Source organism: Pseudomonas sp. MF6396, assembly GCF_002018915.1.
GTDB classification, from domain to species: Bacteria; Pseudomonadota; Gammaproteobacteria; order Pseudomonadales; family Pseudomonadaceae; genus Aquipseudomonas; species Aquipseudomonas palmensis.
On the sequence record NZ_MVOK01000021.1, the window covers coordinates 31,825 to 56,793 of the forward strand.

At 65.3% G+C, this 24,969-nt stretch carries 25 protein-coding genes; 17 read left to right on the top strand and 8 right to left on the bottom strand.

The window, feature by feature from the left end; translation table 11 throughout:
• Positions 1-70 precede the first annotated feature (70 nt).
• Entirely contained in the window at positions 71-490 is a 420-nt protein-coding gene (locus tag MF6396_RS19850) for a hypothetical protein (protein ID WP_043863875.1), read from the top strand.
• 21 nt (positions 491-511) lie between these two features.
• A complete protein-coding gene (locus MF6396_RS19855) occupies positions 512-1,384 on the top strand; it encodes a cation diffusion facilitator family transporter (RefSeq protein ID WP_054916351.1) in 873 nt (290 codons plus the stop codon).
• An 89-nt stretch (positions 1,385-1,473) separates the two neighbouring features.
• On the opposite strand, the gene MF6396_RS19860 is transcribed toward MF6396_RS19855, so the two are convergent.
• Entirely contained in the window at positions 1,474-2,271 is a 798-nt protein-coding gene (locus MF6396_RS19860) for a DUF6515 family protein (RefSeq protein ID WP_078481375.1), read from the bottom strand.
• Positions 2,272-2,671: 400 nt separating this feature from the next.
• On the opposite strand from MF6396_RS19860, the gene MF6396_RS19865 reads away from it, so the two are divergent.
• Together MF6396_RS19865 and MF6396_RS19870 are read left to right on the top strand one after the other, a co-directional pair.
• Positions 2,672-3,148: an Lrp/AsnC family transcriptional regulator gene (locus tag MF6396_RS19865; protein WP_043863878.1), complete on the top strand. Its 477-nt coding sequence runs from the start codon at positions 2,672-2,674 to the stop codon at positions 3,146-3,148.
• Positions 3,149-3,203: 55 nt separating this feature from the next.
• Positions 3,204-3,407 (top strand): DUF2788 domain-containing protein, encoded by a 204-nt coding sequence (locus tag MF6396_RS19870; protein WP_043863879.1) that lies wholly within the window; start codon positions 3,204-3,206, stop codon positions 3,405-3,407.
• On the opposite strand, the gene MF6396_RS19875 is transcribed toward MF6396_RS19870, so the two are convergent.
• From MF6396_RS19875 to MF6396_RS19890, 4 genes are all read right to left on the bottom strand, one after another.
• Positions 3,404-4,033: a pseudouridine synthase gene (locus MF6396_RS19875; RefSeq protein WP_043863880.1), complete on the bottom strand. Its 630-nt coding sequence runs from the start codon at positions 4,031-4,033 to the stop codon at positions 3,404-3,406. The genes MF6396_RS19870 and MF6396_RS19875 overlap by 4 nt on opposite strands.
• A 6-nt stretch (positions 4,034-4,039) precedes the next feature.
• Complete coding sequence (amn, locus tag MF6396_RS19880; protein ID WP_043863881.1) at positions 4,040-5,512, bottom strand: AMP nucleosidase; 1,473 nt, start codon at positions 5,510-5,512, stop codon at positions 4,040-4,042.
• A gap of 69 nt (positions 5,513-5,581) precedes the next feature.
• Entirely contained in the window at positions 5,582-7,234 is a 1,653-nt protein-coding gene (locus tag MF6396_RS19885) for an acyl-CoA dehydrogenase family protein (protein WP_078481376.1), read from the bottom strand.
• Between the two features lie 74 nt (positions 7,235-7,308).
• On the bottom strand, positions 7,309-9,297 hold the full coding sequence (locus MF6396_RS19890) for a sensor histidine kinase (protein ID WP_054916371.1): 1,989 nt from the start codon (positions 9,295-9,297) through the stop codon (positions 7,309-7,311).
• Positions 9,298-9,558: 261 nt separating this feature from the next.
• Between MF6396_RS19890 and MF6396_RS19895 the strand changes: the two genes are divergently transcribed.
• From MF6396_RS19895 to MF6396_RS19910, 4 genes are all read left to right on the top strand, one after another.
• The gene (locus MF6396_RS19895; protein WP_054916370.1) at positions 9,559-10,356 is read left to right on the top strand and encodes a hydroxymethylpyrimidine/phosphomethylpyrimidine kinase; all 798 of its coding nucleotides are present in this window, start codon (positions 9,559-9,561) and stop codon (positions 10,354-10,356) included.
• A gap of 23 nt (positions 10,357-10,379) precedes the next feature.
• Positions 10,380-11,006 (top strand): thiamine phosphate synthase, encoded by a 627-nt coding sequence (thiE, locus tag MF6396_RS19900; protein ID WP_078481378.1) that lies wholly within the window; start codon positions 10,380-10,382, stop codon positions 11,004-11,006.
• Positions 11,007-11,017: 11 nt separating this feature from the next.
• Complete coding sequence (hemL, locus tag MF6396_RS19905; RefSeq protein ID WP_054916347.1) at positions 11,018-12,298, top strand: glutamate-1-semialdehyde 2,1-aminomutase; 1,281 nt, start codon at positions 11,018-11,020, stop codon at positions 12,296-12,298.
• Between the two features lie 224 nt (positions 12,299-12,522).
• Complete coding sequence (locus MF6396_RS19910) at positions 12,523-13,071, top strand: tetratricopeptide repeat protein (RefSeq protein ID WP_058540589.1); 549 nt, start codon at positions 12,523-12,525, stop codon at positions 13,069-13,071.
• Positions 13,072-13,079: 8 nt separating this feature from the next.
• Here the strand turns inward: MF6396_RS19910 and MF6396_RS19915 are convergent, their stop codons facing one another.
• Positions 13,080-13,406 carry a DUF1820 family protein gene (locus MF6396_RS19915; RefSeq protein WP_043863886.1) on the bottom strand — a complete coding sequence of 109 codons (327 nt, stop codon included), beginning with the start codon at positions 13,404-13,406 and terminating at the stop codon, positions 13,080-13,082.
• Positions 13,407-13,535: 129 nt separating this feature from the next.
• Between MF6396_RS19915 and miaB the strand changes: the two genes are divergently transcribed.
• The 5 genes from miaB to lnt all read left to right on the top strand — a co-directional run bounded on the left by miaB (position 13,536) and on the right by lnt (position 18,846).
• On the top strand, positions 13,536-14,864 hold the full coding sequence (gene miaB, locus MF6396_RS19920) for a tRNA (N6-isopentenyl adenosine(37)-C2)-methylthiotransferase MiaB (RefSeq protein WP_043863887.1): 1,329 nt from the start codon (positions 13,536-13,538) through the stop codon (positions 14,862-14,864).
• 122 nt (positions 14,865-14,986) lie between these two features.
• On the top strand, positions 14,987-15,988 hold the full coding sequence (locus MF6396_RS19925; RefSeq protein ID WP_043863888.1) for a PhoH family protein: 1,002 nt from the start codon (positions 14,987-14,989) through the stop codon (positions 15,986-15,988).
• On the top strand, positions 15,981-16,475 hold the full coding sequence (gene ybeY / locus MF6396_RS19930) for an rRNA maturation RNase YbeY (RefSeq protein ID WP_043863889.1): 495 nt from the start codon (positions 15,981-15,983) through the stop codon (positions 16,473-16,475). Before MF6396_RS19925 ends, ybeY begins: the two co-directional genes overlap by 8 nt.
• A gap of 5 nt (positions 16,476-16,480) precedes the next feature.
• Positions 16,481-17,320, top strand: coding sequence for an HlyC/CorC family transporter (locus MF6396_RS19935; RefSeq protein WP_078481379.1), 840 nt, complete (start codon positions 16,481-16,483; stop codon positions 17,318-17,320).
• Positions 17,321-17,328: 8 nt separating this feature from the next.
• Positions 17,329-18,846 (top strand): apolipoprotein N-acyltransferase, encoded by a 1,518-nt coding sequence (lnt, locus tag MF6396_RS19940; protein WP_078481381.1) that lies wholly within the window; start codon positions 17,329-17,331, stop codon positions 18,844-18,846.
• On the opposite strand, the gene MF6396_RS19945 is transcribed toward lnt, so the two are convergent.
• Together MF6396_RS19945 and MF6396_RS19950 are read right to left on the bottom strand one after the other, a co-directional pair.
• On the bottom strand, positions 18,843-19,604 hold the full coding sequence (locus MF6396_RS19945; RefSeq protein WP_078481382.1) for a YdcF family protein: 762 nt from the start codon (positions 19,602-19,604) through the stop codon (positions 18,843-18,845). The genes lnt and MF6396_RS19945 overlap by 4 nt on opposite strands.
• Positions 19,605-19,738: 134 nt before the next feature.
• Positions 19,739-20,056: a hypothetical protein gene (locus MF6396_RS19950; RefSeq protein WP_043863893.1), complete on the bottom strand. Its 318-nt coding sequence runs from the start codon at positions 20,054-20,056 to the stop codon at positions 19,739-19,741.
• A 237-nt stretch (positions 20,057-20,293) separates the two neighbouring features.
• On the opposite strand from MF6396_RS19950, the gene leuS reads away from it, so the two are divergent.
• The 4 genes from leuS (at position 20,294) to arfA (ending at position 24,943) form a co-directional block, all read left to right on the top strand.
• Positions 20,294-22,900 carry a leucine--tRNA ligase gene (gene leuS, locus MF6396_RS19955; protein WP_054916346.1) on the top strand — a complete coding sequence of 869 codons (2,607 nt, stop codon included), beginning with the start codon at positions 20,294-20,296 and terminating at the stop codon, positions 22,898-22,900.
• 58 nt (positions 22,901-22,958) lie between these two features.
• The gene (locus tag MF6396_RS19960) at positions 22,959-23,564 is read left to right on the top strand and encodes an LPS-assembly lipoprotein LptE (protein WP_054916345.1); all 606 of its coding nucleotides are present in this window, start codon (positions 22,959-22,961) and stop codon (positions 23,562-23,564) included.
• Positions 23,565-23,603: 39 nt separating this feature from the next.
• Positions 23,604-24,641: a DNA polymerase III subunit delta gene (holA, locus tag MF6396_RS19965; protein WP_058540594.1), complete on the top strand. Its 1,038-nt coding sequence runs from the start codon at positions 23,604-23,606 to the stop codon at positions 24,639-24,641.
• Between the two features lie 137 nt (positions 24,642-24,778).
• Positions 24,779-24,943 carry an alternative ribosome rescue factor ArfA gene (gene arfA / locus MF6396_RS19970; RefSeq protein WP_054916343.1) on the top strand — a complete coding sequence of 55 codons (165 nt, stop codon included), beginning with the start codon at positions 24,779-24,781 and terminating at the stop codon, positions 24,941-24,943.
• The last annotated feature ends 26 nt before the right edge of the window (positions 24,944-24,969 follow it).

Genomic DNA, 24,969 nt, shown 5'->3' on the forward strand with positions numbered 1-24,969 from the left:
TTATCATGGTCTTAGCTGCACCCTCCGGCATTTCGCCGGTAGCGGTGCGGCCTACTTTGCGGAGATTCACATGCGTATTCCTTCACGCCTTATCGGCGGTGCCGTGGTTGCTGCCCTGCTGACCCAGCTGACGGCTTGCGGCACCCTGTTCTTCCCCGACCGTCGCGGCCAGATCGAAGGCAAGGTCGATCCGGTGATCGTGGCGCTGGATGCCATCGGTATCCTGTTCTACGTGATCCCCGGGCTGATCGCCTTCGGCGTCGACTTTGCCACCGGTGCCATCTACCTGCCCGGCGGCAAGACCGCCCAGGTCGACCCGCACACGCTGAACAAGGCCATCGCTGCCGATGGCAAGGTCGACAAGGTGCGCCTGCAGGCCATCCTGGAGAGCGAGCTGGGCCAGCGCCTGCCGCTGAACGACCCGCGCCTGATCCAGCACAAGGGCAGCGTTGAACAACTGGCGATGTACGGCCTCAAGCCCGCCGCCTGACCGCCCGCACAAGGACGACCGATGAACACCAGCGCCGAACACGCCCGCCTGCTGCGCCTGGCGACCAATGCCTCGCTCGGGGTCGCCAGCATCCTGATCGTGAGCAAGGCGGTGGCCTGGTGGCTCAGCGGCTCGGTCAGCCTGCTGGCCGGCCTGACCGACTCGATGCTCGACGGCGTGGCCTCGTTCCTCAACCTGCTGGCGGTGCGCTATGCCCTGCGCCCGGCCGATGACGATCATCGCTACGGGCACGGCAAGGCCGAGGCACTGGCCGGCATGGCCCAGGCGCTGTTCATCGGGGTGAGTGCGGTACTGATCGGCGTACAGGCGGTCGAACGCCTGAAAAATCCCACGCCGCTGGGTGATGCCACGGTGGGCATTGTCGTGATGCTGCTGTCGCTGGGGCTGACCGTCGCCTTGCTGATGGTGCAGGCCAGGGTGGTGCGCCTCACCGGCTCGACCGCCGTGCGCGCCGACTCGCTGCACTACCGCTCCGACCTGCTGCTCAATGCCAGCATCCTGGTCGCGCTGGTGCTGGCGCGGTTCGGCTGGCCACAGGTGGATGCGTACTTTGGCCTGGGCATCGCGCTGTACATTCTATGGAGTGCCTTGCAGATCGCCCGTGAAAGCTCGGCCATCCTGATGGACAAGGAGCTGCCCGGCGAGGTGAGCGAGCAGATGATGACACTGGTGTGCGCGGTGCCTGGCGTGCAGGGCGCGCATGACCTGCGCACCCGGGTGTCGGGCAACCGCTGGTTCGTTCAGGTGGACCTGGAGCTGCCGGGCACCTTGACGCTGACCGAGGCCCACGTGCTGTGCGATGCGGCAGCGGCGGCGATCCGCCGGGAGTACCCCAAGGCCGAAGTGCTGGTGCATGCCGACCCGGTGGAGTGACACAGCAACCCCTTCGCCGGCAAGGCCGGCGCCTACGGGATTCACGCTGTGCGTGTAGGAGCCGGCCTTGCCGGCGAAGCTGTTGCGCTTCAGTTGACGCTGTAACCGCGCCCGCTCAAACACGCCCCCAGCGCCCGTCGATAGGTGTCCGTCACCTGCGCCGCAGGCGCGTAGGTCGCCGATGCCGGGTCGAACCCGGTCTGCTGCACCGCCCAGCGGTGACACTGGTAGCGGTCCTGATCGACCTGCTGTGGCGACTGCCCGTTGGCCGGGTAGGCAATCACGTCATAGCCATTGCCCGGTTGCGCCGGCGCCGCAGCCACCGGCGGGCTTACCACCACATAGTCGCGGCTGTCGTCCAGGTACTGGTAATAGGTGCCTGCAGCCAGAAAGAACAGCGCACTGCCCACCCACACCTGCCGCGCATAGTCGGGCAGGTAGTTCACCCGTACCCCGTAAGGCGGCGCCACCACCACGTAATGCGGCCCCTGCGGGCGATACCAGTAGCCACCGGAATAGTAGTAGTCACTGCCACGATACGGCACGCGCCGGTACGGTTCCGGGAAGCGGTCTATGGTGTGCCCCGGCCGATACTGAGGCCCGGGGCCCCAGCCATTGCCGTGCCCTTCGCCAGGGCGCTGCCCCGGCCCGCCGGCCTGCCAGTGCTGATTGGCGTCATTGCGCCGCGGCACGTCCTGATAGTACCCCTGGCGTGGCGGCTGGGTCTGGCGGACCTCGTCCGGGCGCGCGTTGAGCGGCGAGGACGCAGGCGGGCGCTCGCCGCCATTGGGGTCCTGCTGTGGTCCGCGACGCTCGTCCTGGGCCTGTACGCCCAGGCTCAGGCAAAGCAGACCAACACCTGCCAACTGCCAGATGCGCGACTTCATGCTGTTTCTCTCCCGCTGGCATTCATGGCCTACTCTATCAGGCCGCCTGCCACGCGCCAGCAGGCGCCAGATGAAATTGCGGACATTAAAAAAGGGTGACCCTGAGGCCACCCTTCGAGATTTTCGTCCGTGCTCGGCGCTTGTGACGCCGGCTCACCTCACGCTGTCTTGTGAACAGTGTGCAGCCCGGGGGCCGAGCACAACCAGGTGGGGTTGCTGGCCGCAGCGCCCCTGATTGGGGCCGCCGCTGTGGACATGTGTCCGGGCAGTGATTCTGTTGACCATCATAGGCAAGCGCTGCGACAGAGGATTGCTAAAATTGCTCAACAAAACATTACTTGCGCAATTTTTAACTAAGGATTGATAATCCGCAGCAATCGAAACAGAAAAGGCTTCATTCATGAGCAAGCTCGACCGATACGACCTGAGCATTCTTGCCGAACTGCAGCGCGATGCGCGCATCTCCAACCAGGAACTGGCCGAACGGATCGGCCTGTCGCCCTCGCCCTGCTCGCGGCGGGTCAAGCAACTGGAGGACGATGGCTACATCTCGCGCCAGGTCGCCCTGCTCGACCGCAAGAAGCTGGGCCTGAGCCTCACCGCCTACGTGCTGATCGGCATGGACCGGCACACCCCCGAGCGCTTCGAAACCTTCGAGGCCGCCATCCGCAGCCTGCCCCAGGTGCTCGAGTGCAGCCTGGTCACCGGCATGGATGCCGACTACCAGCTCAAGGTGGTGGTGCCGGACATGGACCACTACCAGAAGCTGCTGCTCGGCCACCTGACCCGCATCGAAGGCGTCACCAGCGTGCGTTCGAGCTTCGTGCTCAACCAGGTGCTGGCCAGCACCGAGCTGCCCCTTACGCACCTGCGTTAGTCAGCGCTGCGGGCCGGGCGTATAATCGCGCGCTTCAACCTGGCGGAGAAGATCGATGGATCCTGCGTTGTTCGAAGAATGGATGATGACCATCCTGGTCACCATCCTGATTGGTTTCATGGGTTTCATCGTCTGGGACCTGGCGAAAAAATCCAAGGCTGGCAAGTTCGGCACCTTCATCCTGTTTTTCGTGCTGGGCCTGGGCATTCTCGCCTTCGTCATCAAGAGCGTGGTCATCGGCTTCATCGAAGGCGTCTAGCGCCGCGCCGGCACCTCGCGCCAGCAGCCCTGGTCCAGCCCATCCAGGCTCCAGTCGCCGATCCGCACGCGCACCAGGCGCAGGGTCGGCAAGCCTACCGCCGCGGTCATGCGTCGCACCTGGCGGTTGCGCCCTTCCTTGATCACCAACTCCAGCCAGGCGGTCGGCACGCTCTTGCGAAAGCGTACCGGCGGGTTGCGCGGCCACAGTTGCGGCTCTTCCAGATGACGCGCCTGGGCCGGCAAGGTCATGCCGTCATTCAGTTGCACACCCTCGCGCAAGCGCTGCAGCTGCTCCTCGGTCGGCTCGCCCTCCACCTGTACCCAGTACGTCTTGGGCAACTTGTGCCTGGGGTCGGCAATGCGCGCCTGCAACTGGCCGTCATTGGTCAGCAGCAACAACCCTTCGCTGTCGCGGTCCAGACGCCCGGCCGGGTATACGCCCGGTACATCGATGAAGTCCTTGAGGGTGGCGCGGCCCTCGCCGTCGCTGAACTGGGTCAGCACGTCGAAGGGCTTGTTGAACAGGAGCAGACGCGGCGCGGCCGGCGGCGCCTTGGCCTGGCGACGCGGGCCGGCGGGTTTGGCCGCGGCGGGCCGCGGCTTGGAACGGGGGGGTAACGGCATGGGGCCTCAGCGGAACGGCGGCTCGTCGAAACTGCGCAGTTTACGCGAGTGCAGCGAGTTCAGTTCGGTGCGCAGCAGGTCGAGCGCCGCAATACCTATCTTCAGGTGCTGGCTGACCGCCCGGTTGTAGAAAGCGTTGGCCGCCCCCGGCAGCTTGATCTCGCTGTGCAGCGGCTTGTCGGACACGCACAGCAAGGTGCCGTAGGGCACGCGCAGGCGGTAGCCCTGGGCGGCGATGGTGCCGCTTTCCATGTCCACTGCCACGGCCCGCGACAGGTTGATCAACGGGCGCTCCTGGGCCCAGCGCAGCTCCCAGTTACGGTCGTCGTAGGTCAGCACGGTGCCGGTGCGCAGGCGCTTTTTCAGCTCGTCGCCACGTTCGCCGGTCACCTGCGCCGCCGCTTCCTGCAACGCCAACTGCACCTCGGCCAGGGCCGGGATCGGGATATTGGGCGGCAGCACACGGTCCAGGATGCCGTCGCGGCGCATGTAGGCGTGGGCCAGCACGTAGTCGCCGATGGTCTGGGATTGGCGCAGGCCGCCGCAATGGCCGATCATCAGCCAGCAGTGCGGGCGCAGCACCGCCAGATGGTCGGTGATGTTCTTGGCGTTGGACGGGCCCACGCCGATATTGACCAGGGTGATGCCATGGCCGTCGGCAGCAATCAGGTGATACGCCGGCATCTGGTAGCGGTGCCACACCACCCCGGCCACCAGCGCCTGGGCCTCGCCATTGTCCATGGCCTTTTCGATCACCACGTTGCCCGGCAGCACCATGCGCACGAAGCGCGGGTCTTGGCGCAGTTGCTCCAGGCCGTGGGTGATGAACTGGTCGACATAGCGGTGGTAGTTGGTGAGCAGGATCCATGGCTGCACATGCCGCCAGTCGCTGCCGGTGTAATGCACCAGCCGGCGCAGCGAGAAATCGACCCGCGCCGCGTCGAACAGCGCCAGCGGCAGCGGGTCGACGTTGGCCCAGTCGTACAGCCCGTCGGCGATGCCGTCGGTGGCCGCCGACAGGTCGGTGCTGGGGAACACCCGCGCCAGCGCCGCAGCGGTGATGCCGGTGCCGGCCAGTTCATCGCCCTGCTCGACCACATAGGGGTAGGGAATGTTCTGCTCGCTCAGCCCCACTTCGACCGTCACGGTAAAGTCGCGCATCAAGGGCCCGAGCTGCTCCAGCAGGTAGCCGCGAAACGCGGCCGGCTGAGTCACAGTGATGCTGTAGGTGCCCGGCAACTGAACCTTGGCGTAGGCCCGGGTGATCACCGGTACGTCACCCTGATACTGGTAGGTCAGGCGCAGTTCGGGGTAACGAAACTGCGCGCGCTCGGCCGCATTGGGCTCGGTGCGGTCCTTGAGGTAGCGCTTAAGCGCCTGGCTCAGTGCGGCGGTGGCGGATTCGTGCAAGGCGGCCAACTGGTCGACGGCTTGCTCGGCGGTTTCCACGACAACGAAGGTTTCATCGGTACGGCTCACAATGTACTTCCTGTCTGTCTGACATGCATGGGCCCATCTTGCCTATATCCGCCGGCAAAGGCACGCACGTTAGAGCGGCCAGTTCGGTGTGGCCCGCTGCACCAGCGCCGCCACGTCCGCCCCGCGCGGCAACGTGCCGTAGACCCGGCCGCTGCCGGACAGCCGGCTGCCAATGAAGGCGTCACTGACCGCCGCATTGCCGGCCTCCAGCAACAGCTTGGCCTGCACCGCCAGGGCGATGTCCTCGGTGAGCTGGCGGGCGCGGTACTGGATGTCGCCGGTATCGGCGAAGGCCGCCTTGAGGTTGCCGATGTGTGCGGCCAGACGCGGGTCGCCATGGCCATCGCCCAGCTCCGCAAACAGCGTGTCCAGTACACCGGGCTCCTTGGACAGGGCACGCAACACGTCCAGGCACTGCACGTTGCCCGAGCCTTCCCAGGTCGAGTTGACCGGGGCCTCGCGGTACAGCCGGGGCAGGATGCTCTCTTCCACGTAACCGGCGCCGCCCATGCATTCGGCGGCCTCGTTGATCATGGCCGGCGCGCGCTTGCAGATCCAGTACTTGCCCACCGCCGTCATCAGCCGCGCAAAGCGCGCCTGGTGCGGGTCGTCGGGCTGGTCCAGCGCATGCCCCATGCGCAGGCTCAGGGCCAGCGCCGCCTCGCTTTCCAGGGCCAGGTCGGCGAGCACATTCTGCATCAATGGCTGCTCGGCCAGCACCCGGCCCCCGACCGTGCGGTGGGCGCAGTGGTGCGCGGCCTGGGTCAGGGCCTGGCGCATCAGCGCGCTGGAGCCGACCATGCAGTCGAAACGGGTCATGGCCACCATCTCGATGATGGTCGGCACGCCACGGCCTTCCTCGCCGATCATCCAGGCCAGGGCGCCGCGAAACTCCACCTCGCTGGACGCGTTCGAACAGTTGCCCAGCTTGTTCTTCAGGCGCTGGATATAGAACTGGTTGCGCGTGTCATCCGGGCGATGGCGCGGCAGCAAAAAGCAGCTCAGGCCCTTGTCGGTCTGCGCCAGGGTCAGGAACGCGTCGCACATCGGTGCCGAACAGAACCACTTGTGGCCCACCAGCTCGTAGGCCTGGCCCGGCCCCGGCGCGCCCACCGGGTAGGCCCGGGTGGTATTGGCACGCACGTCGGTACCGCCCTGCTTCTCGGTCATGGCCATGCCCAGCGTAACCCCCACCTTGTGCCGGTCGCCGGCATTGCGCGGGTCGTAGGCGGTGGCCAGCACCTTGGGTACCCAGTACTCGGCCAGGTCCGGTTGCAGCCTGAGCGCCGGCACCGCGGCAAAGGTCATGGTCAGCGGGCAGCCGCTACCGGCTTCGGCCTGGCTGTGCAGGTAGGTCATCGAGGCACGGGCGACATGCGCGCCGGCACGCGGCTCGGCCCAAGGCAGCGAGGGCAGGCCATGCTCGATGGCAGTCCGCATCAGCTCATGGTAGGCCGGGTGAAACTCCACCAGATCGATCCGATGCCCATAACGGTCATGGCTGCTGAACTGCGGCTTGTTCTGGTTGGCCAGAAAGCCTGCGGCCATCAGCGGCCCACCGGCCAGCGCGCCGTAGGCATCGATGCGCGACTCGGCCCAGCCCGCGCCGTAATGGCGCGACCATTGCTGCAGCGGCAGGTCGAGGCGATACAGATTGGCGCCGTCGAGGCTGGGCGGCTGGTTGGTGACTTCGTGGGTTTCGGCGTACTGGTGCAGGTTCATCGGGGGCTCCTGGCAGATCCGGACGTGACCCCAGTGAATCACGCCCCGCCCCCGGCTCAAAGTGACAAAAACGCCTAATCAGCCGCGATTTGCCCCGATCTGGGCGCCCCGGAAAACCCGCTGGGCACCCGGGCCGTCAGGGTCAGTTCGAAGCAACTGCCCTCGCCCGGGCTCGACTGATGGCTCAGCTGTGCATCGATCAACAGCGCCAACTTGCGACAGATCGACAGGCCAATGCCCAGGCCGCCGTACTCGCGGGTCATCGACCCATCGACCTGGAAGAAACGCTGGTAGGGCGCTGCCTCGTCCAGGCAGTGAAAGCCGATACCGCTGTCGCGCACACTGAAGGTCAGGCTCGCCTGATCGACGCCCATGGGCGTGGCCCGCACCTTGAGCAGCACGCCGCCGCGATGGGTGAACTTGAGCCCGTTGTCGAGCAGGTAGCTCAGGCACATGGCCAGCTTGCGCCGGTCGCCGTGGATCACGTCCGGCAGATCCATGCCCGGGTCCAGGTTGAAGAACAGGCCCTTTTCCTGGGCCTTGGGCAGAAAGCGCACGCGCAGTTCGTGAAGCAATCCATGCACGCTGAACAGCTCGGTCTGCACCTGCAGGCGACCGGCCTTGAGCTCGGTGAGAATCAGGATGTCGTCGACCATGCGCATCATGTTCTGCGCGGCAGCGTTGGCGGTGTGCTGGTAGGGGGTACGCTCCTGCTCGCTGGTGGCCATCTGCATCAGTTCCAGCGAGCCGATCACACCGTTCATGGGGGTGCGCAGCTCATGGGTAACGGTGGCCAGGAACTCGTCCTTGAGGCGATTGCTGCGCGCCAGCTGCAGGTTGGCCTGCTCCAGGGTCAGCCCGGCCTCACGCAGCGTGCGCGCCTGTTCTTCGCGCATGCTGTTGATGCGGTCGGCCAGGGCCAGCGACAGCAGCCCCACCTCCAGCGCCGAACCGATCTGGCTGGCATACATGGTCAGGAACACATTGGGCAGGTAGCCCAGCACCATCAGGGTGTTGACCAGCCCGCCGAGCAAAAAGGCCGACCAGGCGATGATGAAGTAGCGTGCCACGCGCATGCCGCGCCACCAGGCAAACAGCCCGGCGGCGAAGATGCTCACCGTGAACAGCAGCGCCAGCGCGGTAGCCAGGCGCAGGGCGATCCCGTAGTCCTGCGCCAGCGACATCACCATCACCAGCACCGAACAGGCCATCAGCCCCTGCAGGAAGCGGTCGAAGGCGCGGCTGTGGCTGGCCATCTGCAGGAAACTGCGCGCGAACTGGCAACCGAACAGGCCCGCGGCGCCGATGAACAACGGGGTGGCGGCGTTGGCCCACCACGGGTGGTCCGGCCAGAAGTACGCCACCCCGGCGCCATTGACCGAGACCTGGTACAGGCCGAACGAGGCGATGTAGAGGATGTAGTAGAGGTAGCTCCTGTCGCGCACACTGATGAAGATGAACAGGTTGTACACCAGCATCCCCAGCAGCACGCCGTAGATCAGCCCCAGCACATACAGCCGCGTGGGCTGCGCCTCCAGGTACGCATCGCTCGACCACAACGTCAGCGGCGCCTGTACCGAACCCTCGCTGTGCAGGCGCAGGTACAAAGTAGTCGCCTGGCCGGGGGCGAACGGCAGATTGAACAGGTAGTTGTTCTGGCGGATCTGGCGGCTGGCGTAGGGCAAGGCATCCCCGGTGCGCTGCGCCAGGTAGTAGTGCCCGGCGGCATCGGGCAGGTAGAGCTCCAGGTAATCGAGTGGCGGGTAGGCCAGCTCCAGCAACCAGTGACGTGGCGCCGCCTGGGCCGTGGCGGTGTAGCGCAGGTCGAGCCTGATCCAGAAGACCGAGGTCGAATAGCCGGCGTTGAGCACGTCGGCCTGGTGCGGCTCGAAGCGGCTGGCGAAGTCCGGCGAGCTCACCTGGGCGATGCTGGCGCTGCCATCGGGGTCTTCATACACCTGCATCAGGCGGCCCAGCGGCAACTGCCGGGTGGTGTCGTCGAAATCGGCAGCGCTGGCCAACAGTGGCAAACAGCACAGCAAGAAAGTCAGCAAATTACGCATACAGCCCCGGCGTGGCATGTGCAGTCGCGTCGCGTTGGCCTCCTGTCCGTTTGAGGCGACGAAATCCGACAGTACCTGTTATCGATTGGCGAGCACTCTAGCATAGGTTCCCGGCGCTTCCAGCGGTGTTGTTTCAATTCAATTCAGAGGCTCTATCTCGCGGTTTTCAGCCTATATCAGAGAAGCAATCTGACCTGTCGATCAAAAACACCGCCTGCCTGGAAGACCCGCCAAAAGCGTTTGGTGGTAAGCTCGCGCACCATGAATACCTACAGCTCCCGCCCCGTTGTCCTCTGTCTCTCCGGCCACGACCCCAGTGGCGGCGCCGGCTTGCAGGCAGATATCGAAGCCCTGATCGCTCAAGGTTGTCACGCCGCCCCGGCCGTCACCGCCCTGACCGTGCAGAATACCGTCAATGTCAGTGACTTCCGCGTGCTCGACCGCGAGTGGGTGCTGGCCCAGGCCAATGCCGTGCTGACCGACTCGACCGTCGCGGCGGTGAAGCTTGGCATGCTTGGCTCGCTGGCCATGGTCGACACCATCGTCGAACTGCTCAGCGCCCACCCGCACCTGCCGCTGGTGTGCGACCCGGTGCTGCGCGCCGGTGGCGGTGGTCGCCTGGGCAAGGACGAGGTCGGCTACGCCATGCGCGAACGGCTGCTGCCGCTGGCCACCATTGCCACGCCCAACCTGCCCGAGGCCCGCATCCTGGCCGAACTGCCCGAAGGCAGTGCCGATGAATGCGCCGAAAAACTGCTGCCATTCGTCAAGCACCTGCTGATCACCGGCGGCCACGGCGACGAACACGAAATTCACAACCGCCTGTACAGCCGCGACGGCGAACACCACACCTGGACCTGCCAGCGCCTGCCGGGCGACTACCATGGCTCGGGCTGCACCCTGGCCAGCGCCCTGGCCGGACGCCTGGCCCTGGGCGAGCAGTTGCACAGCGCGGTACGCTCGGCGCTGGACTACACCTGGCGCACCCTGCGTGACGCCGAAAAACTCGGCCAGGGCCAGTACGTGCCACGCCGCCTGCCCCTGGATTTCTGTTCCTGACCGACCGCCCCGAGGCCTGCACGATGAAGTTACGTGGTTTGTATGCCATCACCGACAGCCAACTGTTGGCTGGCCGCTTTCTTGCCTACGTCGAAGCGGCCCTCGAAGGTGGCGTGACCCTGCTGCAATACCGCGACAAGAGCCAGGACCACGCACGTCGCCTGGGCGAGGCCGAAGCGCTCAAGGCCCTGTGCGAGCGCTACAACACCCGCCTGATCATCAATGACGATGCCGAGCTGGCCGCGCGCCTGGACGTCGGCGTGCACCTGGGCCAGACCGACGGCCCGCTGACCCCGGCGCGCACCCTGCTGGGGCGCAGCGCGATCATCGGCGCCACCTGTCACGCCCAGCTCGACCTGGCCGAGCAGGCGGCCCGCGAAGGCGCCGACTATGTCGCCTTCGGCCGCTTCTTCAACTCGGCCACCAAACCCGGCGCCCCGGCCTGCAACGTGCAGCTGCTGGAGGACGCCCGTGGCCGCATCAAATTGCCGATTGCCGTGATCGGCGGCATCACCCTGGACAACGCCGCACCGCTGGTCGCCCATGGCGCCGACCTGCTGGCGGTGATTCACGGCCTGTTCGGCGCCGACAGCACGGCCGAGGTCACTCGCCGCGCCCGCGCCTTCAACGCCCTGTTCGCATCTGCCTGAGAGAGCCCGACATGTCTCGTTCCGAAACCCTGTTTGCCAATGCCCAGAAGCACATCCCCGGTGGCGTGAACTCGCCCGTGCGTGCGTTCAAGAGCGTGGGCGGCACGCCGCTGTTCTTCAAGCACGCCGAAGGCGCCTATGTCACTGACGAAGACGACAAGCGCTATGTCGACTACGTCGGCTCGTGGGGCCCGATGATCCTCGGCCACAGCCACCCGGACGTGCTGGAGTCGGTGCGCAAGCAACTGGCCCACGGCCTGTCCTATGGCGCCCCGACCGCGATGGAAACCGAGATGGCCGACCTGGTCTGCTCGATCGTGCCGTCGATGGAAATGGTGCGCATGGTCAGCTCCGGCACCGAAGCGACCATGAGCGCGATCCGCCTGGCCCGTGGCTTCACCGGTCGCGACAGCATCATCAAGTTCGAAGGCTGCTACCACGGCCACTCCGACAGCCTGCTGGTCAAGGCCGGCTCCGGCCTGCTGACCCAGGGCGTGCCAAGCTCGGCCGGCGTGCCGGCGGCGTTCGCCAAGCACACCCTGACCCTGCCGTTCAACGATATCGACGCGGTAGCGAAGATGCTCGGTGAAGTCGGCCAGGACGTGGCGTGCATCATCGTCGAGCCGGTGGCCGGCAACATGAACTGCGTGCCACCGGCGCCGGGCTTCCTCGAAGGCCTGCGCAGCCTGTGCGACCAGCACGGCGTGGTGCTGATCTTCGACGAAGTGATGACCGGTTTCCGCGTGGCCCTGGGCGGCGCCCAGGCGCACTACGGGGTGACCCCGGACCTGTCGACCTTCGGCAAGATCGTCGGTGGCGGCATGCCAGTGGGCTGCTTCGGCGGCAAGCGCCACATCATGGAGCAGATCGCGCCGCTGGGCCCGGTGTACCAGGCCGGCACCCTGTCGGGCAACCCGCTGGCCATGGCCGCGGGCCTGACAACCCTCAAGCTGATCAGCCGTCCGGGCTTCCATGACGAGCTGAGCGCCTTCACCAGCCGCCTGCTCGATGGCCTGCAGCAGCGCGCCGATGCGGCCAGCGTGCCGTTCGTCACCACCCAGGCCGGTGGCATGTTCGGCCTGTACTTCAGCGGCGCCGACGACATCGTCACCTTCGACGACGTGATGGCCAGCGATGCCGAGCGCTTCAAGCGCTTCTTCCACCTGATGCTCGAAGGCGGCGTGTACCTGGCGCCGAGCGCATTCGAAGCCGGCTTCACCTCCATCGCCCACGGCGAGACCGAGCTGAAGATCACCCTGGATGCCGCCGAGCGGGCCTTCGCCAAGCTGTGAAACCGCTTCGCCGGCCAGGCCGGCCCCTGCAGGTTGCATGCAATCTCATGCAATCTGCACGGGCCGGCCTGGCCGGCAAAGACGCCAGAACAGCCACCGCAAGCCTCCCCGCCTTCCTCCCTCGGCAGAAAATCGAGTAAAGACTTTGTAAGGTGGGCGCTGCTTATCCCATAATGTGCCACCAGACACATTGGCCGCAGCTTTGCAGAGGTAAGTCGATCACCATGAACCGCGCCGGCCGCGCCCTCGCACTGGGCTGCCTGTTGCTACTTCAGCCCCTGCTGGCCACCGCAGGCGGTAACTCGTTGCTGATCCCGGCAGCAGGCCGCTGCACCCTCAATACGCCTGCCGAAGAACTGCAACAGGCCCTGGCCAGCTGCCAGCAGGCCGCGCAGTCCGGCGACGCACAGGCGCAGTACGAGCTGGGCGAGTTCTATTACGACGGCAAGAACGCCCCGCAAGACCTGAACAAGGCACTCAACTATTTCGAGCAGGCCTCGCTGCAAGGCCACGCCGAAGCGCAATATCGCCTGGGCAGCATGTTCTTTCGCGGCGAAGGCGTCGCCGCCAACAACGTGCAGGCCTATATCGTGCTGAAGATGGCCGCGGTGAACGGCGCTGAAGACGCGCTGGACATGGCCGACGAAGTGTCGGCAAAAATGCAGCGCGACGAACTGGAGATGGCCACCCAGGTACTCGGCCAGATCTTTCGCAAGTACCTGCTGGAGCTGCAGACCGTCGACGGTCGCACGCCCTTCGCACCCCTTCCGTAACGCAGCCGTTACTTCTCGGGCATCGGCATCGGGAACGGCATCACGTTGCTGACGCCACGGGCTTCACTGACCTTCGGCGTGCCCAGGCGCTCGACCTCGTCGATGCGCACGATCGAATGCATGGGCACGAAGCTGCGCACCACACCCTCGAACTGAGCCTTGAGCTTCTCCTCGCTCGGGTCGACCACGACCTGAGTGCGCTCGCCGAACACGAATTCCTCGATCTCCAGAAAACCCCACAGGTCACTCTGGTAGATCTGTTTGGCGTACATCTCGAACACCTGGCCCTGGTTGAGAAAGATGACTTTGTAGATGGGAGCTTCGCGTTTGGTCATTGGGGGCTGGAACAGTCACAGGGGGAAATAAGCCGCAAACTATAACATAGCCGCCCGAACGACAGCGCTAGGAACCCTCGACCACGCGCCCTATAATGCGCGGTTCTTTGAATCACCTGATGATCACGCATGGCCAAGAAGCTCTATATCGAAACCCATGGCTGCCAGATGAACGAGTATGACAGCTCGCGCATGGTCGACCTGCTGGGTGAACATCAAGCGCTGGAGGTGACCGAGCGGGCCGAAGACGCCGACGTCATCCTGCTCAACACCTGCTCGATCCGCGAACGGGCCCAGGACCGCGTCTACTCCCAGCTCGGCCGCTGGCGCGAGCTCAAGGACGCCAAGCCCGACATGGTGATCGCCGTGGGCGGTTGCGTGGCCAGCCAGGAAGGTGATTCGATCCGCAAGCGCGCACCCTATGTCGACGTGGTGTTCGGCCCGCAGACCCTGCACCGCCTGCCCGAGATGATCGACGCGGCGCGCACCACGCGCCTGCCGCAAGTCGACGTGTCGTTCCCCGAGATCGAGAAGTTCGACCACCTGCCCGAACCGCGTATCGACGGCCCCACTGCCTACGTGTCGGTGATGGAAGGCTGCAGCAAGTACTGCACCTTCTGCGTGGTGCCCTATACCCGCGGCGAAGAGGTCAGCCGCCCGTTCGACGACGTGCTGGCCGAGATCATCCACCTGGCCGAGAACGGCGTGCGTGAAGTCACCCTGCTGGGCCAGAACGTCAACGGCTACCGGGGCCAGACCCACGACGGTCGCGTGGCCGATCTCGCCGAGCTGATCCGGGTGGTGGCGGCCGTCGACGGCATCGATCGCATCCGCTACACCACCTCGCACCCGCTGGAGTTCTCCGACAGCCTGATCCAGGCGCACGCCGAGGTACCGGAGCTGGTCAAGCACCTGCACCTGCCGGTGCAGTCGGGCTCGGACCGCGTGCTGGCGGCGATGAAGCGCGGGCACACGGTGCTGGAGTACAAGTCCAAGCTGCGCAAGCTCAAGGCGGCGGTACCGGGCATCTGCATCAGTTCCGACTTCATCATCGGCTTCCCCGGCGAAACCGAGAAAGACTTCGAGAACACCATGAAGCTGGTGGCCGAGGTCGGCTTCGACTTCTCCTACTCGTTCATCTACAGCCCGCGTCCGGGCACCCCGGCCTCCGACCTGCCGGACGACACCCCCGAGGCGCTGAAGAAGGAACGCCTGGCTGCACTGCAGCACCGCCTGGACCACCAGGGCTTCGAGATCAGCCGACAGATGGTCGGCACCCTGCAGCGCATCCTGGTAACCGACTATTCGCGACGCGACCCGGGGCAGTTGCAGGGGCGCACGGAGAATAACCGTATCGTCAACTTCCGCTGCGACAATCCCACGCTGATCGGCCAGTTCGTCGACATCCACATCGACGATGCACGGCCACATTCGCTGTTCGGTTCGCTGGTGCAATAAGGGCCTGCGCCGGGCCCGACGAGCGGCCCGGCGACCCTTGATCGTTTCAGCGCTTTCACCGTAGCGCGGGTGGGGTTATCCTTGAATTCATCCAAATTGCCGTAGGGCGGCTAAAAACGACCTTGAACGCACCCATAGAACCTCATCGCTTCATCCTCGAGCCCTTCGAGGCTCATCGCTTCGCCAACCTGTGCGGGCAGTTCGACGAGCACCTGCGCCTGATCGAACAGCGCCTGGCCATCGAGATCCGCAACCGCGGCAATCAGTTCGAACTGATCGGCGAACCCAAACTGACCTCCTCTGCCGAGCAGCTGCTGCGCCGCCTCTACCGCGAGACCAAGGCCACCGAGCTGTCCCCGGAAATGGTCCACCTGTTCCTGCAGGAATCGGCCGTTGAAGCGCTGGAGAACCCGGCAGTCAACGAAGTCAGCGTTTCGCTGCGCACGCGCAAGGGCATGATTCGCCCACGCGGGCTCAACCAGCAGCGCTACGTGAAGGAAATCCTCGGCAACGACATCAACTTCGGTATCGGCCCTGCCGGTACCGGCAAGACCTACCTGGCCGTGGCCTGCGCGGTCGACGCGCTGGAGCGTGAACAGGTGCGTCGCATCCTGCTGGTACGCCCGGCAGTCGAGGCCGGCGAGAAGCTCGGCTTCCTGCCCGGCGACCTGGCCCAGAAGATCGACCCGTACCTGCGCCCGCTGTACGACGCCCTGTACGAGATGCTCGGCTTCGAACACGTGGCCAAGCTGATCGAACGCCAGGTGATCGAGATCGCCCCGCTGGCCTACATGCGCGGCCGCACCCTGAACAACAGCTTCATCATCCTCGACGAGAGCCAGAACACCACCGTCGAGCAGATGAAGATGTTCCTCACCCGTATCGGCTTCGGTTCCACTGCCGTGATCACCGGTGACATCACCCAGGTCGACCTGCCGCGCGGCACCAAGTCGGGCCTGGCCCACGTCATCAGCGTGCTCAAGGACGTGCCGGGCATCAGCTTCACCCATTTCCAGCCCAAGGACGTCGTGCGCCACCCGTTGGTCCAGCGCATCGTCGAAGCCTACGAGCGCTTCGAGAATGCACAGGCGGGCCCGACCGAAGGCAAACCGCACGATGCTTGAGCTCGATCTGCAACTGGCCACCCAGGCAAGCGCCCCGAGTGAAGAACAGTTCCGCCAATGGTGCGCCCTGGCCCTGCGCCAGCGCAGTGCCGATTCTGAACTGACCATCCGCCTGGTCGACGAAGCCGAAGGTCGCGAGCTGAACCACACCTGGCGGCACAAGGACTACGCCACCAACGTGCTGTCCTTCCCGGCCGATGTGCCCGACGACCTGCTCGACATCCCGCTGCTGGGCGACCTGGTGATCTGCGTGGCGGTGGTGGAGCGCGAGGCCGCCGAGCAGGGCAAAGCCCTCGAAGCCCACTGGGCCCACCTGGTCATCCACGGTTGCCTGCACCTGCTGGGCTACGACCACATCGACGACGATGAGGCCGAGGAAATGGAAGCACTGGAACGAACGTTGCTTGCCGAACTGGGTCACCCCGACCCGTACGCCGACGACGAACACGACGCACCCCACACTGATATCTGCAAGGATCACGAGTAACCGCCATGAGCGAAGATCGATCGAGCAACGGGCAAAAGTCCTGGCTGGGCAAACTGACCCAGGCTTTTGCCCATGAGCCGAAAAACCGCCAGGAGCTCCTCGAGCTGCTGCGCGAAGCGCACCAGAACAAGCTGCTCGACAGCGAGGCCCTGACCATCGTCGAAGGTGCGATCCAGGTCGCCGACCTGCAGGTGCGCGACATCATGGTGCCGCGCTCGCAGATGATCAGCATCAAGGCGTCGCAGACCCCGCGCGAGCTCCTGCCGGCAGTGATCGACGCCGCGCATTCGCGCTACCCGGTGGTCGGCGAGAGCCACGACGACGTGCTTGGCGTATTGCTGGCCAAGGACCTGTTGCCATTGATCCTCAAGGAGAACGGCGACAGCTTCAACATCAAGGACCTGCTGCGCCCGGCCACCTTCGTGCCCGAGTCCAAGCGCCTGAACGTGCTGCTGCGCGAGTTTCGCGCCAACCACAACCACATGGCCATCGTCATCGACGAATACGGCGGCGTGGCGGGCCTGGTGACCATCGAGGACGTGCTGGAGCAGATCGTCGGCGACATCGAGGACGAGCATGACGTCGAGGAAGACAGCTACATCAAGCCGCTGCCCAGCGGCGACTTCCTGATCAAGGCCCTGACGCCGATCGAGAACTTCAATGCATTCTTCGACAGCGAGTTCTCCGACGACGAGTTCGACACCGTCGGCGGCCTGGTCATGAGCGCCTTCGGCCACCTGCCCAAGCGCAACGAAACCACCGAGATCGGCCCGTACCGCTTTCGCATCCTCAATGCCGACAGCCGCCGGATTCACCTGCTGCGCCTGACCCCCATCACCCGTTAAGGACAACCATGCGCTGGATCACCCGCCCCGGCTGGCCCGGTAACCTGCTGGCCGTGGCGGCCGGCGCCCTCACCCCGCTGAGCCTGGCCCCATTCGACATCTGGTCGCTATCGCTGCTGTCGCTGGCGCTGTTCTACCTGGGCCTGCGCGAGCTGAGCCCGCGCCAGGCGCTGTGGCGCGGCTGGTGCTACGGCTTCGGCCTGTTCGGTGCTGGCACCTGGTGGATCTACGTCAGCATCCACGACTACGGCGGCGCCTCGGCGCTGCTGGCCGGCGGCCTGATGCTGCTGTTCTTCGCCGCCATCGCGTGGTTTTTCGCCCTGCCGGCCTGGCTGTGGGCGCGCTGGCTGCGCCGCCCTGAAGCACCGCTGGCCGACGCGCTGTGCTTTGCCGCCCTGTGGGTGGGCCAGGAGGCGTTCCGCGGCTGGTTTCTCACCGGTTTCCCGTGGCTCTATGCCGGCTACAGTCAGCTGGACGGTCCGCTGGCGGGCCTGGCCCCGCTGGGCGGCATTTGGCTGGTGTCCTTCACCCTGGCCCTGACCGCCGCCCTGCTGTGCAACCTGCACCGCCTGCGCGAGCGCAAGGGCTTCATGGCCATCGGCGCGCTACTGCTGTTCGCCCCGTGGATCATCGGCCTGGCACTCAAGGGCCATGCCTGGACCGTGCCTTCGGGCGAGCCGCTGAAGGTCGCGGCAATCCAGGGCAACATCGAGCAGGAACTGAAGTGGGACCCCGAGCAGCTCAACCGGCAACTGGCGCTGTACCGCGACATGAGCTTCAGTTCCCGGCCCGTGGACCTGATCGTGTGGCCCGAAACCGCAGTGCCGGTGCTCAAGGAGCAGGCCCAGGGCTACCTGGACATGATGGGCAGCTTCGCCACTGACCGGCATTCGGCGCTGATCACGGGTGTGCCGGTACGTGAGGTGGTGCACCAGCAGCGGCGCTACTACAACGGCATCACCGTGGTCGGCGAGGGTGACGGCACCTACCTCAAGCAGAAGCTGGTGCCCTTTGGCGAGTACGTGCCCCTGCAGGACATGCTGCGTGGCCTGATCGCCTTCTTCGACCTGCCGATGTCGGACTTCGCCCGCGGCCCCGAAGACCAGGCCATGCTGCAGGCCAAGGGCTACCACCTGGCGCCGATGATCTGCTACGAAGTGGTCTACCCGGAACTGGCCGCCAGCCTTGCCGCCAAGAGCGACATCCTGCTGACCATCAGCAACGACACCTGGTTCGGCAAGTCGATCGGCCCCATCCAGCACCTGCAGATGGCGCAGATGCGCGCCCTGGAAGCCGGGCGCTGGATGATCCGCGCCACCAACAACGGTGTCACCGGCCTGATCGACCCGTTCGGCAAGATCACCGCGCAGATTCCGCAGTTCGAACGCGGCATCCTCTACGGTGAAGTGGTGCCGATGCAGAAACTCACGCCCTACCTGCACTGGCGCTCCTGGCCGCTGACCCTCCTGTGCCTGGGCCTGTTCGGCTGGGCCCTGCTGGCCAGCCGCATTGCCAAGACGGTCTAGTAGAACAGGCGATAACCCAGCAGGCCGACTGCTTCGTTGAGCAGTTGGCCGCTCTGCCACATGGCGCGGCTCTCGGGCATCCAGCCGCCGAACGGGCGTGCATAGGCATGCCCCAGATAGCCAACCGGCGCCGCCACCACGTCGAACCCCGCCTGTTCGAAACTCCACACCGAACGCGGCATGTGCCAGGCCTGGGTGACCACCACCACACGCTTCACGCCCTGCGGCAACAGCAGCGCGGCGCTCATCTGGGCGTTCTCCCAGGTGGTACGGCTCTGCTCTTCGAGCCAGCGTACCGGCACATCGAAATCGCGCTGCAACGAATCGGCCATCAATCGCGCCTCGCTCGGCGGCGTACCGTAGTGCAGCCCACCGCTGGTCAACAGCGGCAGGCCGCTGGCCTTGGCCAGTTGCGCCGCGTAGCGCATACGCTCCAGTGCCACGCCGGTGGGCTGGTCGGCGCCACCCCAGGCCGGATCACCGCGCTCGCGCCCGGCGCCCAGCACCACGATCACGTCGGCCTGGCCGGCCAGCGCCTGCCACTGCTGCGTCGCAAGCGGCGGCACACGCTCCAGCTGGCGCGCCGCGAACTCCACCACCACCGGCAGGCTCATCAGCCACAGCCCGCCCAGGCCGGCGATGAAACACAACAGCGAGGTACGCGGCCAGGACCGGCGCAGCCACCACGCTGCCAGCAGCAGCAACAGCAGCACGCCGGGCGGCAGAATTAGTTGTTTGATGAAATAGCGAAATGGCATCAGGCACCTCCATGGATGCCCAAGGCTACAGACAAACGGCGCCTGGCAACAATGCCGCCAGGCGCCGATCAATGGGAATCATGGTGCCAGTGGCGCACTCCGCCTGCGCCTGATTGTGCCCGGCAACTGCCTATCTATTTGCAGTGCAGCTTTCCGGGCTTTGCCGTGTGGGTGGAACGCGCCGCCTGCTTGAGCCAGACGACCTTGGCCCTGGACGGCGGCTGCGCTTGCTGCATCGCTTCGGCACGACCCGGCGCACCCTCCGGCAACGACGCCAGATAGGCCCTGATCACGTCGAATTCGGCGCGGCTCAGGCCACGCAGTTCCAGTTCGGCAGGCATTTCATCACGCAATCGAGCGGCCGTACGGGCGACATCCAGGGCAAGCCCCAGGCGATCGAGCAACCGCTCGTAAATCTCCGGCTTCAGTGGTTCCAGCTGCGACTCTCCCATCCGTTCACCTCATTGAAGATAAGATTCATCTCCCCCCACACGTCAGCTTAGCGGCACTCCCAAAACCAGCCCGTTGCCGCGACCAACGGAACGCCGGCCGATCCGGTGCAATCAGGGTTTCCCACGATGGACGGGGGTCATGTATGCTACGGCGTTCACTCTTGACACCGGATTGCCGGGCACAACGGTTTTGAACCAGCCTGGATAAGGTCTCCCATTTCTCAGCGCAAAGTAGCCATGCACGAACTCTATCAGCCCCGCGAAATCGAAGCCGCCGCCCAGTCTTACTGGAACGAGCACCACTCTTTTGACGTCAGTGAACAGCCAGGCAAGGACACCTACTACTGCCTGTCGATGTTCCCTTACCCAAGCGGCAAGCTACACATGGGGCACGTGCGCAACTACACCATCGGCGACGTGATCGCGCGCTACCAGCGCATGCTCGGCAAGAACGTCCTGCAGCCAATGGGCTGGGACGCCTTCGGCATGCCGGCGGAAAACGCCGCGATGAAGAACAACGTGGCACCGGCCAAGTGGACCTACGAAAACATCGATTACATGAAGACCCAGCTCAAGAGCCTGGGCCTGGCGATCGACTGGACCCGCGAGATCACCACCTGCAAGCCGGACTACTACCGCTGGGAGCAGTGGCTGTTCACCCGCCTGTTCGAAAAGGGCGTGATCTACCGCAAGAACGGCACCGTGAACTGGGACCCGGCCGACCAGACCGTACTGGCCAACGAGCAGGTCATCGACGGCCGTGGCTGGCGTTCGGGCGCGCTGATCGAAAAGCGCGAAATCCCGATGTACTACTTCAAGATCACCGCCTACGCCGACGAGCTGCTGGAAAGCCTCGACGAGCTGCCGGGCTGGCCTGAACAGGTCAAGACCATGCAGCGCAACTGGATCGGCAAGTCGCGCGGCATGGAAGTGCAGTTCCCCTACGACCAGGCCAGCATCGGCGAAGCGGGCACGCTGAAAGTCTTCACCACCCGCCCCGACACCCTGATGGGCGCCACCTACGTGGCAGTGGCCGCAGAGCACCCGCTGGCGACCCTCGCAGCCAAGGGCAACCCTGAGCTGCAGGCGTTCATCGACGAGTGCAAGAGCGGCAGCGTTGCCGAAGCCGACGTCGCCACCCAGGAGAAGAAGGGCCTGGCCACTTCGCTGCTGGTCGAGCACCCGCTGACCGGCGAGAAGCTCCCGGTGTGGGTCGCCAACTACGTGCTGATGCACTACGGCGACGGCGCAGTCATGGCCGTACCGGCCCACGACGAACGCGACTTCGAGTTCGCCACCAAGTACAAGCTGCCGATCAAGACCGTGGTGCGCACCAGTGCCGGCGATCAAGTGGGCAGCGAATGGCAGGCCGCCTACAACGAGCACGGCCAGCTGATCAACTCCGGCGCGTTCGACGGCCTGGACTTCCCCGGCGCCTTCGATGCCATCGAAGCCGCACTGATCACCAAGGGCCTGGGCCAGTCGCGCACCCAGTTCCGCCTGCGCGACTGGGGCATCAGCCGCCAGCGCTACTGGGGCTGCCCGATCCCGATCATCCATTGCGACGCCTGTGGCGACGTACCCGTGCCGGAAGACCAACTGCCGGTCATCCTGCCGGAGAACGTGGTTCCGGACGGCGCCGGCTCGCCGCTGGCGCGCCTGCCTGAATTCTACGAATGCAGCTGCCCGAAATGCGGTCAGCCGGCCAAGCGCGAAACCGACACCATGGACACCTTCGTCGAGTCGTCCTGGTACTTCGCCCGTTATGCCTCGCCCAACTACGACCAGGGCCTGGTCGACCCTAAGGCGGCCAACCACTGGCTGCCGGTCGATCAATACATCGGCGGTATCGAGCACGCGATCCTGCACCTGCTGTATGCACGCTTCTTCCACAAGCTGATGCGCGACGAAGGGCTGGTCACCTCCAACGAGCCGTTCAAGAACCTGCTGACCCAGGGCATGGTCGTGGCAGACACCTACTACCGTGTCGCCAGCAACGGCGGCCAGGACTGGTTCAACCCGGCCGACGTCGAAGTCGAGCTGGATGCCAAGGGCAAGGCCATCAGTGCGCGCCTGAAGACCGACGGCCTGCCGGTGATCATCGGTGGCACCGAGAAGATGTCCAAGTCCAAGAACAACGGCGTCGACCCGCAATCGATGATCGAAGCCTACGGTGCCGACACCTGCCGCCTGTTCATGATGTTCGCTTCGCCGCCCGACATGAGCCTGGAATGGTCCGACTCCGGCGTCGAGGGTGCCAACCGCTTCCTGCGCCGCGTCTGGCGCCTGGCCCAGGCCCACGTCGGCCAGGGCCTGCCGGGCAAGCTGGAGCTGGGCAACCTGAACGACGCACAGAAGCTGGTACGCCGTGCCACCCATTCGGCGATCCGCCAGGCCAGCATCGACGTGGGCCAGCACAACAAGTTCAACACCGCCATCGCCCAGGTGATGACCCTGATGAACGTGCTGGAAAAGGCCTCGCAAGCCACCGACCTGGACCGTGCACTGATCCAGGAAGGCCTGGAGACCGTGGCCCTGATACTGGCGCCGATCACCCCGCACATCAGCCACGAGCTGTGGCAGCGTCTGGGCCACACCCAGGCCATCATCGATGCCGGCTGGCCGGCGGTCGACGAAAGCGCGCTGGTGCAGGACACCCTCGAACTGGTCATCCAGGTCAACGGCAAGCTGCGCGGGCACATCGAAATGCCGGCCGGTGCCAGCCGTGAAGAAATCGAGGCCGCCGCGCGCAGCAACGAGAACGTGCTGCGTTTCACCGAAGGCCTGAGCATCCGCAAGGTCATCGTGGTACCTGGCAAGCTGGTCAATATCGTCGCCAACTGAGAGCAACGGGCGCCTTGATGGCGCCCGCACCGCCTACAAGGTTCAAGGGAGCAACAAGATGATCAAACGCAATCTGCTGGTGATGGGCCTGGCGGTCCTGCTCAGCGCCTGCGGTTTCCAGCTGCGTGGCACCGGTGTCACCGAGCTGAGCCTCAAGGAAATCGACCTGAGCGCGCGCAATGCCTATGGCGAAACCGTGACCCAGCTGCGCCAGGTACTGCAAACCAGCGGCGTCAACGTGCACACAGGTGCGCCGTACAAGCTGATCCTGACCAACGAACAGGAAAACCAGCGCGCGGCCAGCTATGCCGGCGCCGGCCGTTCGGTGGAGTACGAGCTGACCACCGAGCTTAGCTACGAGATCAAGGGCCTGGACAACCTGAGCCTGCTGAACGACAAGATCGAAGTGCAGAAGGTCTACGTGCACGACAGCAACAACCTGACCGGTTCCGATCAGGAAGCCGGCCAGATCCGTGACGAGATTCGTCGCGAGCTGGTGCAGCGCATGGTGCTGCGCCTGCAGCAACTGACCCCCGAGCAGCTCGACAGCCTGCAACAGCAGGCCGATGAGCGGGCCAAGGCCGAAGCCCAGGCGCTTGAAGCTGCACGCCGTGCCCAGGATGCAACCCCCCAGCAATCGCCGCTGGAACTGCCGGCCAACTGAGCCTGAACGGGGCGCTTCGGCGCCCCGTCTATCTGTCCTATGAAGCTCACACCTGCCCAACTGCCCAAACACCTGCAAGGCAACCTCGCACCGGTCTACGTGATCAGTGGCGACGACCCGTTGCTGTGCCAGGAAGCCGCCGATGCGGTGCGCCTGGCGGCTCGCCAGCAAGGGTTCGACGAACGCCAGGTGTTCAGCGCCGACGCCAACTTCGACTGGGGCACCCTGCTGCAGGCCGGTGCCAGCCTGTCGCTGTTCGCGCAAAAGCGTGTGCTGGAGCTGCGCCTGCCATCGGGCAAGCCCGGCGACAAGGGCGCGGCGGCACTGATCGAATACTGTGCGCGCCCGGCCGACGACACCCTGCTGCTGGTCAGCCTGCCCAAGCTTGATGGCAGCGCGCAGAAGACCAAGTGGGGCAAGGCCCTGATCGAAGGCCAGCAGGTGCAGTTCGTGCAGATCTGGCCGGTCGACACCCAGCAGCTGCCGCAATGGATCAACCAGCGCCTGGCCCAGGCCGGGCTCTCGGCCCAGCGTGATGCGGTGGAGCTGATCGCCGCACGGGTCGAAGGCAACCTGCTGGCCGCAGCGCAGGAGATCGAAAAGCTCAAGCTGCTGGCCGACGGCAACACGATCACGGTGGAAACCGTGCAGGCAGCAGTGGCCGACAGTGCACGTTTCGACGTGTTTGGCCTGGTCGATGCGATCCTCAACGGCGAGGCCGCGCATGCGCTGCGCATGCTCGAGGGGCTGCGCGGCGAAGGGGTCGAGCCACCGGTGATCCTCTGGGCACTGGCGCGCGAGCTGCGTGTACTGGCCGGCCTGGCCCAGCAGTTCGCCCAGGGCGTGCCGCTGGACAAGGCGTTCAGCCAGGCTCGCCCGCCAGTGTGGGACAAGCGCAAGCCCTTGATGAGCAAGGCCCTGCAGCGTTACTCGGCGCAACGCTGGGCGCAGCTGCTGCAGGATGCCCAGCGCATCGATGCGCAGATAAAGGGCCAGGCCCAGGGCTCGCCCTGGGTGAGCCTGTCGCGGCTGTCGCTGTTGATGGCGGGTCAGCGGCTGGCATTGCCTGCCGAGTAACCCCCCTGACGGTCAGCACCGGCGAAGCTTCTGGGGGCCGCTGCGCAGCCCATCGCCGGCAATGCCGGCTCTGCCCTTGCCTGCGAGGGGTTCAGCGCCTATATTGCGCCCACACCCATCTGAGCAGGACCTCTGCCATGAGCAAAAAGCCCGCAAAGCACCGGCCCAACAAGGCCAAATCGATCATCGCCCAGCCCTTGTTCCGCAGCCGTCAGGAACCCGCCGGCAAAGGCAAAGGCAGCTACCGCCGCGAAGCCTTCCAATCGAGAGATTGGGAGGCTTCTCACTTTTTGGCCGCATGAAAGCAAGAAACCCACAGGCATGATAT